We start from the raw sequence: 12,528 nt of genomic DNA, 5'->3' as shown, positions 1-12,528 counted from the left end.
GGACTAAATATGAACACACAAACAGTAGATTTACTCGGCGTTGGTATTGGCCCTTTTAACTTGAGTATTGCCGCCTTAGCCAGCACAAAGCCTGATCTTTCAACGCTTTTTTTAGAACGTAAAAAGGCTTTTGCTTGGCATCCTGGGCTGTTACTAAATGATGCAAAAATGCAAACCTCCTACTTGAAGGATTTGGTGACAGGCATTGACCCCACCAATCCCTATAGTTTCTTAAATTACTTGGTAGAACAACAAAAACTCTATCCCTTTATTGCCTCAGGCCAGTCGGTAATTTCACGCATCGAATTTTCTCATTACCTAAGCTGGGCGGCAAATAGCCTAAACAACACACGCTTTAATCAAGACGTTCAGTCGGTTGAGTTTAATGGCGACGTATTTACCGTTGAAACCAGTGAACACAGTTACCAAAGTAAACACTTGGTCGTTGGCACAGGCATGCAGCCACAAGTGCCTACATTTTGTGAGCCCCACATTAGCAATACCTGTTTTCATGCCAGCGAATTAGGCTTGAGAAAACCCAATTTAACGGGCAAACGTGTGGCTATTATTGGCGGAGGACAAACCGGTGCCGATGTATTCCAGCACTTGTTCGACAAAACCTTCGGCGAAGTAGCAGATATAAACTGGATATCGCGCCGCTCAAACATTGAAGCACTAGATGAAAGCTGCTTTACCGATCAGTATTTTATGCCTGATTATGTGGATGGATTTTATCACCTAGCGCAAACTACCAAAAACAGTGAAGTGTCCCGCCAAAAACTCACCAGTGACGGAATTACAAACGACTGCTTACAAGGCATTTACCAGCGCCTTTATCACGACCGATATGTGCTTAATAATCCAAGCTGGTGGTCTATTCAGCCCAATCGAACACTGATTTCGCTGGCGCATAACGAAAATGGCTACAAATTACACTTGGAGCATGGTCTCACCCACGACAATACTCAAATCAACGCCGACGTAGTGATATTATGTACCGGTTACCGCCGTGCACTGCCGAGTTGTTTAACCAAACTAGCTTCGCAAATCCCTCTAAATTCCCAAGGCTTGCCAGAGCTTTGTCCTGACTTTAGCGTAAAATGGCCAGCAGCTAACAACAACCGTATTTACATGGTGAATGCCGGCATTCATAGCCACGGTATTGCCGAGCCGCAACTCAGTTTAGCCACCTGGCGAGCTGCAAAAATTATTAACCATGCCAGCGGCAAAAACCTTTACGAAATAAACCAGCAAGAAGCCATTGTAGATTGGGGACTATCGACCCCAGAAGTGCTTATTCAGCCGACAGCAAAAGCTGCAGTTTAAAAGTAAAAAGCACGGCGTTTGCCGTGCTTTTATAACCCAAAGAACTTACCTAAACTCCGCCAACCAAGCCTGAACGGCTAACAAAATTAAATAACGAGTCTGCATTATTGAACCATTTAGTGGAACAATGCTTTCCAGCCACTCGGCTTACTCTTTCATCATCCTCATGACAAAATTCACTCAACTCATAGCCACTTAGTTAGCGCCATCGCTCACCAACACAGTGAGAACAGCGACAACGTGGTTAGCCCTAACAACTTTTAGATTGTGTTGATCACTAGCGTCAATAGCACCAAATTTACCAGGTGCTCTGAGGAGATAACGATGAAGATATTTTTTAATATATATGCACTGCTGCTGGCTAGCTTCGCTATTTTTTGTGCGGTATTAATGACAGAGCCAGGTCAAACCATTGGTGTACCAAGAGACTTAGTGCTGCACTATTTCCGCTACATGCCTTATTTCTGGGCAGCCCAAGCATTGGCTTTAGCCCTACTTTGGTTGATAAATAGTAAAGGGAAGTTTTGGAAACCTGTATGGATGGGCTTATCCACTGCAGGTGTAGCGCTTACTTTCTGGGCGCAGTCTTATGCAATGCCTACCGCTTTCCCTACTGAGCAGTTTAACGCGCAGTACTTCTCAACCGAAGATGCGGATATGTTCATTCCAGAAGAAGACTCTCGGGTTTATATGGTTGAGCTAAAAGGCGAAACCTTTATCTTCCCTCGCTACCACCTACAAGTACCGCATGTTGCTGGTTTTGAACAAGACGGTGTTGAGTACGCAGTTACCTATTGTGGATTATCTAACTTACCAATGGTAGTAGAAACAGACTACGGTTTGGGTAAATCTAACTTACAAGTATTAGGGCAAGTACATAACAACCTAGTGTTCAAAGACACCAATAATGGCACGGCAATTCAGCAAATTACTATGCAGTCTGAATTTACCGAACATCAAACTACGGTACACCCAAATACCCAAATGGAATGGGAAACGGCTAAAACCTTATACCCAGATGCACAAGTATACGTTTATGGTATGGAGCGTTTAATCGACCAGGTATTACTTGGCTTATTTGAACAACCACTGAAAGACCAACGTAACATTGATAATCCAGACTTTATCTTTGATACCTTGAACTTGGCTGATACTAGAATCAACCCGAAACAAGAAATATTTGGATACGACAACGGCCAAGAGCAAATTGCGATTGACCCAAACTTTGCCCATGAAAATAATGGCTTCACTTTTGAGTTAGGGGGTGAAACTCTGCAGATATTTAGTGATGGCGAGATTGTTAAGTTGCTCAATGAACAAGGTGAACAAGTGGCTACCCATAACGGTGTTCACTACGGTATTTGGACACAGTTTTTTCCAAACACAGTAATACTTAGCTAAGCGACGACCAACAAACATCCTTACAAAGGCCGCGAATGCGGCCTTTACTATTTAGCGCCATCCGATTTTCACCGCTGTTTCACAAAGCCTTTGGCTTAGGCGGCTTTATCCTCTCGCCAACTTGCCGCAATACTGGTTAATTCTTTCTCTTAATCATAAACACCCTAAAGGTGTCTAATACGATTATCAAGTACTCAAAAGGGTGTTGATAATGGTGTCATTGAAATGCAGCGACCAAACAAAAACTTGTTGCTTTCCACCCTAAGAGAAACAGTTATGAAAAAGCTATTTGTTGTAACAACTGCAACTGCAGCGTTAATTGCCTCTGCTGCCAACGCATACTCTCACAATACTTTCGAAGCTAATGGAAACGCCTTTGTTGCAGGTTCTATGGAAGCCTCATCCAAGTACAAGTATGAATCTATCTATGGCTCTGCAGATTACCAACAATACCGATGGCAGTAATTACACGCGCAAAAAGTCGTCGATTACATTCAATCCTCAAAGCCCTTTATCAGGCTATGACCTCAAGAGAACAAGCTATGAATATCATCAACTTTATAATTGGTCTTGCGCTGTTAGTTCTGACTATGGCGTCACCGGGTGCCGCTTTTGCTAACGATAGCAAATCAGAAGTATTAACCGCAGTGCATGAAATGTGGGATCACGCGAGCAAGGCCGATGTAGATGCAATGTTTAGCAAAGCGCCTGATAACCACACTTACGTAATGGCTGGCCACCCTCTTTGGTCAAAGCAAGAGACGCTGGGTTTGTATGGTTTAGCCTTTGATGGCGTAGTAAAACAGCACTTAGAAACCCATAAAGAGCAAGTAACGCTGTTATCTGACACTGTTGCTCTCTATGTAGCAGACATGCATTACAGCCAATTTGATGTTAGTGAACAGCCCCTAGAGTCTGGCCCTTATGTCATTACAGTGGTTCTAAAAAAGGTCAATGGTCACTGGTTAAACATGCACTCTCATCAGTCATTCCCCGCAACCAACTAAAGACAACAACTTATACTGCCAGGCCAATTTTAGCAGGTGTTAAAGTACATTACTGACTAATCCGGTCTTGCAGTGCCATGGCTTTTTCCAAAAATATATCGCCAGCCATGCTCAGTTCTTTGTTCTTATTATGAATCACCGACCCATGCCAAATGATTCGATTGGCACCCTCTAAAGAAAACTCATTTAAGTCTCCAGAATCTAAGTAAGGCTGCACAATATAACAAGGTAATCGACACCAACCAGTGCCAGCAAGCATCATAGCAATGCTTTCCTGCGCATTGTTAGAGATGATATTTCGGTCACTGGATACATACACCTCTTGGTGACCCAGTTGATAAATAAACTTAGGCACTATTTGGCTAAGTTTTGCCACCTCTTGTTCGCTGAGAACACTGCCTTGAGTAACTATTTGCTTAGCCGCCACCTCTACCATACTAAAATGAAAGACATTAATTTGGGCTAGCTCACTTTGCTCTGCTAATGGTGAAAATACTAAACCAAGCTCTGCATCGCCTGCGTTCACCCAATCCAATACTTGCAGGGTTTCGCCGCTTAACACTTCTAATTCAATGGTAGGAATTTGATTCAATACTTCCAAGTAACATTCGGTCACTTGCTGGCAAACTAAGCTATTATCAATGGCAACCTTAAACTCATTCGGCAAGGCTTGGTCAAATGCCGTTAGCTGGCTATCAAATTGTTGGGCGTCTTGCATAATTCTTTTAGCAAGCCGAAACAATATTTTGCCTTCATCGGTAATCACTAGCTGGCGCACTTTGCGTTCAAACAAGCTCAAGTTACAGCTATCTTCTAAAGCGCCCACCAGTTTAGCGATAACTTGCGGGCGCTTATTTAGCAGCATACCAGCATGCTTAAAGCTGCCTGACTCCACCGTACTAACAAAGGCTTGAAGTTGGCTCAGTGAATAGTTCATCTTATTGCTCGTAAGGGTAAGTTGTTTATTTATAGCATAGGCACCTTTAGGGTGTTTATTTTTATCTAAAGCCACTTGTTAAGGTGTGAAAAAAGGCGCTTACCCAGCCCTTTACTGAGAACATAGAGTCCACGAAATGAGAATGGCGACTTATTAGTTATGCGTCTGCTGGCTGGGTATCGATTGTTTGAGTATCTTCGCACCAATAAGGCGGACTGCCAAAGCATTGCAAAAAGTAATCAATAAACACTCTAACTTTAGGTGCAAGTAAGGTCGCGCTGGGGTAAACAGCCCAAATAGCGGCGTTATCGAGTAACGGATAATCGTCCAATACTTGCACCAGTTGACCCGACTTAAGCTGCTCATAAGCAATCCAAGTTGCGCACTTCGCCAAGCCCATTCCATCAGCACAAAGATCGCGAACGGCCTCTCCATTATCAACGCGGATATGCCCCTTTACTTTAAAGTTAAAAGGACCATTAGAGGTAGCAAAATTCCAATGGGCTAAACCCGCTTGCTTTATACAATGATGATTTACTAGCTGCTCAGGATTTTCCGGTTTGCCGTGTTTAGCTAAATACTCAGGAGATGCACAAATAATACGTTTATCCGCCGCCAGTTTTCGCGCAATCAGGCTTGAGTCATGCAATGTGGCGTTACGAATAGATACATCGAAACCTCCTTCAACTAAATCAAACATACTGTCGCTTAAGGAAATATCCACCGACAAATCTGGGTACAACGCCAAAAACTCTTTTAAGGCAGGAATAATATGCATTCGCCCAAAAGAAGACGGCGCGGCGATTCGAAGCACGCCTTGAGGCAACGCACTGCCAGACCCAACAGAGGCTTTGCCCGCATCTACACTTAACAGTATCTCTTTAGCATGAGGTAGAAAGGCAACACCTTCTTCGGTAAGCGATACCTTACGAGTCGTTCTATGCACTAATCGCGCACCTAAGCTCTCTTCAAGACGGCTAATATGCATACTAGCAACCGGTGGAGACAAACCTAATTCTTGGCCCGCTTGGCTAATATTATGGGTGGAGGCTAGCCTCACAAACAATTTGAGGTGTTCTATATTCATTACATTAGCTCGGTAGTAGCCTTACTTGGCGTTGATTGACAATGGTATTGCCAGAAAGATTGCTTTTAATATAGGTGTTTAGCTTATACCACGCGAACCCACCCGCCAAAAAGTTAGCGGCTGTTGCAGCGATAACTACGTGCAATACGCTACCGCTTAAGGTGCCTATCAGCAAGGCCGGAATATACAGTACGAACAAGCGTGCGAATGATACTAATAACGCAATTTTAGCTAAACCTAGTGCGTTAAAAATCGATGCTACCACCATGCACAAACCTAAGGCTCCATAACTAAAAGGGATGATCCATAAAGCGCTGCTTAGCCAAAGCTGAATCCCCGTATCTTGACTCAAGGTAGGAATCAGTTGTTGGGAGGCCAATGCCAAAATCACCGCCACCAGCAGGTGATATACCAATACAAACTTTGCTGTCGCACTGACCACTTGCGCTATTTTCTCTGGCTGCGCCTTTCCTAAATAACGTCCTATCATTGGCGGAACCGACATGGTTAACGCAAGGGTAAATACCAACAAAAAGCTTTCAATGCGAGCAAGCAAACTCCAAAAAGCGATCTCCTCTGTGCCCAACCGCGCTATCAGCATCATTCCTACAAAAGCACCCGCTGAAGGCAAAAGCTGATTAGCAGTAGTCGGTATAGCCATATTGATAAGAGCAGTAAAACACTTGAGCGTTTCAGGCTTAAAACGGATAGCGTAAAACCAATTTTTGTTTTTGGCTTTCAGCAGCATAACAAGGGTACTTAAGCCATAACCTAAGGTAGAGGCAATCGCCGCTCCCTGAATGCCCATATCCAAGCTGAACATCAACAATGGATCTAAAATCAAGTTAATCACACTCGCCAGAACAAACATGGCTCCGGTTGTTTTGGTATCGCCATTGGCCCGATAGACACAAGTAACCAAATAAAGCGCCGCTCCCGCGCTAGCGCTTAACAACCACACCGGCCAATAAGCCGCGAAAATGCCTAACAGCAACTCAAATTGCGCCTCGTCCGGCCCGCGCTCGACAAACGAAGCAAAGATGCTGTTCGTAAACACAATCAATAACAAACAAATAAGGGCAATAAACAACAAACCAAATATAAAAGCCAAACTGGCGGTAACTCCAGCTTGAGCATGTTGCTTAGCACCTGCCGCACAAGAAATAATCGATGTTGCTGCGACCCCAATGCCTACTTGCAAACCTATTAAGCCAGCTTGAAATGGCAGAGTAATACCGTGAACGCTTAATTCATTTAAGCCCAAGCGACTAATGAATACCGAGTCCACCAGTTGCACCAGCATAACCGCAAACAAGCCTAAGCTGAGTGGCAGAGTCTTTTTGATGATAAGTGTTAATGTTGGTGATACAGCTAACATGGCAGTGTTCCGAAAGGGGTCTAAACAAGCCTTCCTAGCGAGGAAATAAATGGCTTACCGCTGGGTAAGCCATTAACGTTGGTACAGCTTACTCTAGGTCTACAACCACTTTACCAATGGCTTTACCACTGGCTAAGTAAGCGTGAGCATCACTGACGTCATCTAGCGCAAAACGTTTTTCGTCTAACACTGGCGTTAACGCGCCTTGTTCAATGATTTTAGCGAGCTCAGCTAAAATTTTACCGTGAGCTTCACGACCTTGGTTATGAATCATTGGAATGAGCATAAACACCACGTGTAGCGACAAGCCCTTCATGTGAATCATCGACAGGTCTAGCTCTAAAAAGGTTAGGGTTGTGGCGATTTGACCATTCAACTTAGCCGCTTCCACCGAGTTTACTAAGTTAGAACCACCTACTGAGTCATACACCACATCAAAACCCGCACCTTGGGTATAGCAAGAAACGTAGTCGGCCACAGGCTCAGCGGCAAAATCAATCGCGGTAGCGCCTAACTTCTCTATCAGCTTAGCTTGTTCGCCCGCAGCGCCAGTTGCATATACTTCAGCGCCGTAGAAACGGGCTAACTGCACGGCTAAATGCCCTACACCGCCTGCGCCACCGTGTACTAACACCTTCTGGCCTCGACTAATGCCTGCGCGAGTCAAACCTTCAAATGCGGTAATGCCCACAAGCGGAATAGCAGCTGCTTCGCGCATGCTTAAGTTGCTTGGTTTGCGAGCGATTAACTTAGCATCGGCCAATATGTACTGGGCTAAGCTGCCAGGTAAATCACCTAAACCACCGGCACAACCATAGACTTCATCACCAACATTAAAGTCGCTTACGCCTTCACCGACTTCTTCAATAACGCCGGCAAAGTCCATTCCCAACACCGCTGGCGCGGGTGGTGAAAACGGCAGGCCTTCGCCCATTTCTCGAATCATCATATCAATAGTGTTAACACTGGAAGCGGCAATATGAACCACAACATTGCCTGCTGTAACTTGTGGCTTATCTAATTCTGCTGCTTCAAATACTTCAGCGCCACCAAACTCTCGAACAACCATTGCTTTCATAAACTTTACCCTAAATATTGTTGGAATGAAGGCAGTGTATTCAGCTTTGTCACAAATGATAATTCAGCTTAATAAAGAATGAGTTTTAAGATTTCGTTAATAATCCTTTGAAGAGCCTTACTGAGTAGATAGGCAAGCAATCAATGCGTTGAGAGAGCTACACCAAAACACTCAAATAACCTTTAAATTTTGCTTAACACTGTTTCTATATCTGCTTAATTGTTGAGCAGTGTGTCAACTGATACCTTGAATTTGGACTAGGTGCTCGCAGCAGGTTGTGGGCACACAAGGCAAATGGATAAAAGGAAGAACACTATGGCTTATCAGGGCTACACAACATTTAACGCAGAGCAGCAAGGTGGCATTTTGTATGTCACCTTTGATTTTGGAACCGTGAATGTACAAGGCCAGGAAATGCTGGCCGACTTAAACGGCTTAGCCTTACGCTTAGAACGAGACCGAACAGTAAAGGTGGTGGTATTTCAATCGGCAAATCCAGAGATTTGGGTCTGTCACTACGACACAAATTTGTTGAAGGATATGTCTACCGAAGCAGTATCGCGAGATGAAGTCACCCTTCTCGACCTGCAAGTAGTATTAGAGCGGATCAGCAAACTACCACAAGCAACCATTGCTAAATTAGAAGGTTTTGCCCGAGGCGGTGGTCATGAGTTTGCCTTAGCGTGTGATATGCGTTTCGCCGCGCGTGGCAAATACAAACTGATGCAAATGGAAGTGGGGATGGGCATTTTGCCTTGTGGCGGCGGCGCTTCTCGCATGGCGCGCCAAGTAGGTTTAGGTCGCGCCTTGGAAATCATTCTTAGTGCCCGTGACTTTACCGCAGATGAAGCCGAAGCTTATGGCACCATCAACAAAGCCTTAGGACCTGATGAAATTGGAGAATACGTAGATAATCTAGCGCAACGTATTGCCAGCTTCCCGGCTGAATCAATTAACGCCTGCAAACAAGCCGTCTATGAATCAATTGATAAACCAATCGACGAAGCGCTTAAAGCAGAAGCGTATTGGCTATACCAAGCCGCCAGCAAAACTGCAGCGATTAAACGCTTCACAGTGGCTGACGAGCAAGGCCTTGAGCACGACATAGAAAACCAACGAAACTGGAATCAACTGGTAATGAATGTTCAAGACATCAACTAATTAAGATAGATAATTGGCTTAAAAGGATCGCGATGGCGATCCTTTTCTTTTGGCGTTTTGGGCTTCAATAGCGTAACTAAACGCTCATGAACATGGTTTCACTCAAGGCAAATTGATTATTAAACTTTTCTTAAAACTGATTCCCTTGCAGCGCTCATTATCAACACTAATGCTGCTTGTTACACTGCTCACCACTAACAAAAGACGCATGGCTGAGGAGCTATTATGCATTACCAAGGTAAAATTTATCGCCCGTGGATGGAGGCCGAGAGCGTATTGATTCAAACAACCTTAGGTTGCAGCAACAATCAATGTACTTTTTGCACCATGTTTGATGATAAGCGGTTTAAAGTGCGCGAACTAGCCGACATTTTTCTTGATATTGAAGAAGCCAGAGTTATTTACCCACGAGTAAAATCAATCTTTTTGATTGACGGTAACGTGATGGCGATTCGCACTGAAATGCTGGTTAGCATATTGGACAAAATCAAAACGACCTTTCCCGAAATTGAAAATATTTCGCTTTACTCAGGTTTTAATGATTTTCGCCGTAAGAGCATTGTCGAGCTTAAAGAAATCAAATCTGCTGGTTTGGATATGGCATATACCGGTTTAGAGTCTGGCGACCCAATTGTATTGCAGCGTATCCAAAAACGGATGACTCGCGAACATGCAATAGAAGGTATGGAACTGGCGCGAGAAGCCAACATTAAAGTATTAGCCTCGTTTATTTTTGGCTTGGGCGGTAAAGAGCGCTCAAAAGAGCACGCCATCAATACCACGAGTTTACTTAACATCATTCAGCCGGATGCCATCGCGCCAATGGCTTTGGCGGTTCAACCAGGCTCTGAACTAGAGCGTGAAGTAGCGCACGGTGAGTTTATATTACCGACACCCTTGCAAATTTTAGAAGAAGAAAAATACCTCTTAGAAAACTTAGCTGACTTCAATTGCTATTACTGGGGCGACCATGGCAATAACATTTCGCCAATGCGGGGGATGTTTCCCGGAGTACGCCAGCCTTTCTTAGATAAAGTGAATGACAACATTGCACACAACCCTGTGACTAAGCAAAACATCATTCAAACCTTCGCGTGGTAGCAGTTTAACTGTCGATAAAAAACGCTTTGCCTAAGCAAAGCGTTTTTCGCTTAGCAGCGACCACTAATCACTGAGACCAAAAGTTAATATTGTTGATACAAGCCAAGTCCCTCTTCTGAAAAACTAATCACCTTAAAATCTTTGTATGCTTGCCCTGGTTTAGCCATACCCGGTGAATGTTGTGGCATCCCCGGAGCAGCCAAGCCTTTTATGTTAGCTGGGCGCTCTTTTAGTAAACGGGCAATATCCGCTTCTGGTACATGCCCTTCAATCAAATACCCGTCTATTACTGCGCTGTGGCAAGATTGTAACTGCGCTGGCATTGCGTACTGTTTCTTAATAGGTGTCCAATCACCTTGATGGTGAACGTTTACGGTATACCCTTTCTGTTCCATAATCGCTGCCCATTCCTTACAGCATCCACAAGTAGGCGATTTATAGAGTTCGATAGTGGTTGCAGCAAATAGTGCATTGCTAAAAAGCAATGCCAGCATGAGGCTGAAGTTTCTAGTTAATCTCATCATTAGTTCTCATATTCTTTATTGGTTAAGGTTAGCTGATTGTTTAAAGCATTTAGGGTTACGACTTGCTTAGGCGTTACAAAGCTAACGGCTTGGGTATCGAGGGGAGCAATTTTTAAAGCTTGCGGTTCACCTAACAGACTCACATCAAGCAATAGTTCACTAAAGGTGTCGTTTTTAATCACCAATTGATGGGACGTATTAGGCAACAAATGAACTTGGCTAGGCTTAGCCCCTTCGGCAAGATTCCACTCGATCAGCGTCATTTCATTTAGAGCCTGCAGATAATCGCTCAACGAAACGCGCTGTTGCGCGTTCAACGCAGGGGCTAACAACTGCATAGTGGGCTCATTCTCTAAAGCTTGATTGAGTTGTTTCAAACTAGCCCCGCGAATATTGCCTCCCACATTGCCAGCACCATTTGCGTACTTACCATGGCAAGCAGAGCAACCATAGCCTCCTACCGTTTGGTATAGATGTTCGTCAGCTATCGCCGTTAGACTAAACGATACAAGTAGCACAAGTAGGTGTTTTGTGTTGATGGGTTTATACCCTCTAGCCAATACCTGAATTAGCCTTGAGCTAATCACAAAAATTGTCATATCTATTCCGATTTATTATTTAAAAGATCCCAATAGGGATAGTCACAACACCGCGTTGGTGATGTGTTTAAAAACAACAAAACTTATAGAATCGGAGGGCGGTAGAGCGAGTCGGTGATGATTGAGGGAGCATGTTGTTGCTCCAAATGTAGCACCGAGCGAGTACTGGCTAACTCAGTAACATGTAAAGCGGTAGTGATAGTTAAAGGCGGGACAACACATGCAGCACCGCAGCATTGGGGGCTGTTAGGCATAGTGTGCGATGTCGAACTATCACCCAGCCGATTGTCAAAGCCTTTGAAAAGACTAGAGTGGCAGTCTGCCATTGAATGATGAGAAAGGGTCGAGGATTCAAGTTGTTGCTGAGAGCTATGCGCAGGCATAAAGGACATTTCAAGCATTGTCGCGTTCGCACTTAAGCCGCTTAGCAAAAATGCCAGCAAACTAAAGTAACTTAACCAAGTTTGAATACTGCGCGTAAACATAGCACCACGTTATTGATTGAATCTACGCGACGATACCCACTCACCTATACAATTGCAAGCTAAGCGACTCAACTCTGCAAACGGGTAACAGGGTGTAATAAGAGCCGTTTACCAACACCACTTTTATTAATTTATTTGCGCCAGTTTCTTCTTGTCAAATTGCTGCCACAACTTCTCATGAAAATAGAAAGCCACTGTGTTTATCGCTGGTTCAATAAGGGCAATCACACCACCAATTAAAGCGCTTCCGGTTAAGGTATAGGTCACCGAGAACGCTACACTAAAATGTAAAATGGCAAAACTGATAGTTTTAAGAAACTCTTGAGATAACTGCATAAGGACTCCCGTAAATAAAGAGCCAACTTAGCCGGAATTTGAATCAACAGGCAGTAACTTACGGTAACCTGATATTAGGCGGGCGTAACAGTAAGCGATTCACCATTA

14 protein-coding genes are annotated in these 12,528 nt (G+C 44.1%); 6 read left to right on the top strand and 8 right to left on the bottom strand.

The features are described 5' to 3' along the window. Window positions 1-9 precede the first annotated feature (9 nt). The 4 genes from Q4549_RS01000 to Q4549_RS00985 all read left to right on the top strand — a co-directional run bounded on the left by Q4549_RS01000 (window position 10) and on the right by Q4549_RS00985 (window position 3,734). A complete protein-coding gene (locus Q4549_RS01000; RefSeq protein ID WP_303553063.1) occupies window positions 10-1,326 on the top strand; it encodes a lysine N(6)-hydroxylase/L-ornithine N(5)-oxygenase family protein in 1,317 nt (438 codons plus the stop codon). A 324-nt stretch (window positions 1,327-1,650) separates the two neighbouring features. Next, window positions 1,651-2,727, top strand: coding sequence for a DUF3179 domain-containing (seleno)protein (locus Q4549_RS00995; protein ID WP_303553062.1), 1,077 nt, complete (start codon window positions 1,651-1,653; stop codon window positions 2,725-2,727). Between the two features lie 276 nt (window positions 2,728-3,003). Then, window positions 3,004-3,192, top strand: coding sequence for a hypothetical protein (locus tag Q4549_RS00990; RefSeq protein ID WP_303557068.1), 189 nt, complete (start codon window positions 3,004-3,006; stop codon window positions 3,190-3,192). Between the two features lie 77 nt (window positions 3,193-3,269). After that, on the top strand, window positions 3,270-3,734 hold the full coding sequence (locus tag Q4549_RS00985) for a nuclear transport factor 2 family protein (RefSeq protein ID WP_303553060.1): 465 nt from the start codon (window positions 3,270-3,272) through the stop codon (window positions 3,732-3,734). A 49-nt stretch (window positions 3,735-3,783) separates the two neighbouring features. Here Q4549_RS00985 and Q4549_RS00980 read toward each other — a convergent pair whose 3' ends face one another. The 4 genes from Q4549_RS00980 to Q4549_RS00965 form a co-directional block, all read right to left on the bottom strand. Further along, a complete protein-coding gene (locus tag Q4549_RS00980) occupies window positions 3,784-4,671 on the bottom strand; it encodes a LysR family transcriptional regulator (RefSeq protein ID WP_303553059.1) in 888 nt (295 codons plus the stop codon). Window positions 4,672-4,828: 157 nt separating this feature from the next. After that, window positions 4,829-5,758 carry a LysR family transcriptional regulator gene (locus Q4549_RS00975; protein WP_303553058.1) on the bottom strand — a complete coding sequence of 310 codons (930 nt, stop codon included), beginning with the start codon at window positions 5,756-5,758 and terminating at the stop codon, window positions 4,829-4,831. A gap of 4 nt (window positions 5,759-5,762) precedes the next feature. Further along, a complete protein-coding gene (locus Q4549_RS00970) occupies window positions 5,763-7,136 on the bottom strand; it encodes an MATE family efflux transporter (protein ID WP_303553057.1) in 1,374 nt (457 codons plus the stop codon). An 88-nt stretch (window positions 7,137-7,224) separates the two neighbouring features. Next, entirely contained in the window at window positions 7,225-8,214 is a 990-nt protein-coding gene (locus Q4549_RS00965) for a zinc-dependent alcohol dehydrogenase family protein (RefSeq protein WP_303553056.1), read from the bottom strand. A gap of 315 nt (window positions 8,215-8,529) precedes the next feature. On the opposite strand from Q4549_RS00965, the gene Q4549_RS00960 reads away from it, so the two are divergent. Beyond that, on the top strand, window positions 8,530-9,375 hold the full coding sequence (locus Q4549_RS00960; protein ID WP_303553055.1) for an enoyl-CoA hydratase/isomerase family protein: 846 nt from the start codon (window positions 8,530-8,532) through the stop codon (window positions 9,373-9,375). A gap of 225 nt (window positions 9,376-9,600) precedes the next feature. Next, entirely contained in the window at window positions 9,601-10,476 is an 876-nt protein-coding gene (locus Q4549_RS00955) for a radical SAM protein (RefSeq protein ID WP_303553054.1), read from the top strand. Window positions 10,477-10,559: 83 nt separating this feature from the next. On the opposite strand, the gene Q4549_RS00950 is transcribed toward Q4549_RS00955, so the two are convergent. The 4 genes from Q4549_RS00950 to Q4549_RS00935 form a co-directional block, all read right to left on the bottom strand. Continuing rightward, window positions 10,560-11,000, bottom strand: a complete 441-nt coding sequence (locus Q4549_RS00950) for a DUF411 domain-containing protein (protein WP_303508321.1) — start codon at window positions 10,998-11,000, stop codon at window positions 10,560-10,562. Next, window positions 11,000-11,599: a hypothetical protein gene (locus Q4549_RS00945; protein ID WP_303553053.1), complete on the bottom strand. Its 600-nt coding sequence runs from the start codon at window positions 11,597-11,599 to the stop codon at window positions 11,000-11,002. The genes Q4549_RS00950 and Q4549_RS00945 overlap by 1 nt, the downstream gene beginning before the upstream one ends. A gap of 83 nt (window positions 11,600-11,682) precedes the next feature. Further along, entirely contained in the window at window positions 11,683-12,084 is a 402-nt protein-coding gene (locus tag Q4549_RS00940) for a hypothetical protein (protein WP_303553052.1), read from the bottom strand. 126 nt (window positions 12,085-12,210) lie between these two features. After that, the gene (locus tag Q4549_RS00935) at window positions 12,211-12,420 is read right to left on the bottom strand and encodes a DUF2061 domain-containing protein (protein WP_303508314.1); all 210 of its coding nucleotides are present in this window, start codon (window positions 12,418-12,420) and stop codon (window positions 12,211-12,213) included. Between the last annotated feature and the right edge of the window lie 108 nt (window positions 12,421-12,528).

It is taken from the genome of Agarivorans sp. 2_MG-2023, assembly GCF_030548085.1.
Classification (GTDB): Bacteria; Pseudomonadota; Gammaproteobacteria; order Enterobacterales; family Celerinatantimonadaceae; genus Agarivorans.
Note: the sequence above shows the minus strand (reverse complement) of the source record. Positions and strands in the feature narration are given on the sequence as shown.

Coding starts and splice junctions, on each gene's coding strand:
- Q4549_RS01000 (WP_303553063.1), top strand. CDS start 10: ATGAACACACAAACAGTAGATTTACTCGGCGTTGGTATTGGCCCTTTT.
- Q4549_RS00995 (WP_303553062.1), top strand. CDS start 1,651: ATGAAGATATTTTTTAATATATATGCACTGCTGCTGGCTAGCTTCGCT.
- Q4549_RS00990 (WP_303557068.1), top strand. CDS start 3,004: ATGAAAAAGCTATTTGTTGTAACAACTGCAACTGCAGCGTTAATTGCC.
- Q4549_RS00985 (WP_303553060.1), top strand. CDS start 3,270: ATGAATATCATCAACTTTATAATTGGTCTTGCGCTGTTAGTTCTGACT.
- Q4549_RS00980 (WP_303553059.1), bottom strand. CDS start 4,671: ATGAACTATTCACTGAGCCAACTTCAAGCCTTTGTTAGTACGGTGGAG.
- Q4549_RS00975 (WP_303553058.1), bottom strand. CDS start 5,758: ATGAATATAGAACACCTCAAATTGTTTGTGAGGCTAGCCTCCACCCAT.
- Q4549_RS00970 (WP_303553057.1), bottom strand. CDS start 7,136: ATGTTAGCTGTATCACCAACATTAACACTTATCATCAAAAAGACTCTG.
- Q4549_RS00965 (WP_303553056.1), bottom strand. CDS start 8,214: ATGAAAGCAATGGTTGTTCGAGAGTTTGGTGGCGCTGAAGTATTTGAA.
- Q4549_RS00960 (WP_303553055.1), top strand. CDS start 8,530: ATGGCTTATCAGGGCTACACAACATTTAACGCAGAGCAGCAAGGTGGC.
- Q4549_RS00955 (WP_303553054.1), top strand. CDS start 9,601: ATGCATTACCAAGGTAAAATTTATCGCCCGTGGATGGAGGCCGAGAGC.
- Q4549_RS00950 (WP_303508321.1), bottom strand. CDS start 11,000: ATGATGAGATTAACTAGAAACTTCAGCCTCATGCTGGCATTGCTTTTT.
- Q4549_RS00945 (WP_303553053.1), bottom strand. CDS start 11,599: ATGACAATTTTTGTGATTAGCTCAAGGCTAATTCAGGTATTGGCTAGA.
- Q4549_RS00940 (WP_303553052.1), bottom strand. CDS start 12,084: ATGTTTACGCGCAGTATTCAAACTTGGTTAAGTTACTTTAGTTTGCTG.
- Q4549_RS00935 (WP_303508314.1), bottom strand. CDS start 12,420: ATGCAGTTATCTCAAGAGTTTCTTAAAACTATCAGTTTTGCCATTTTA.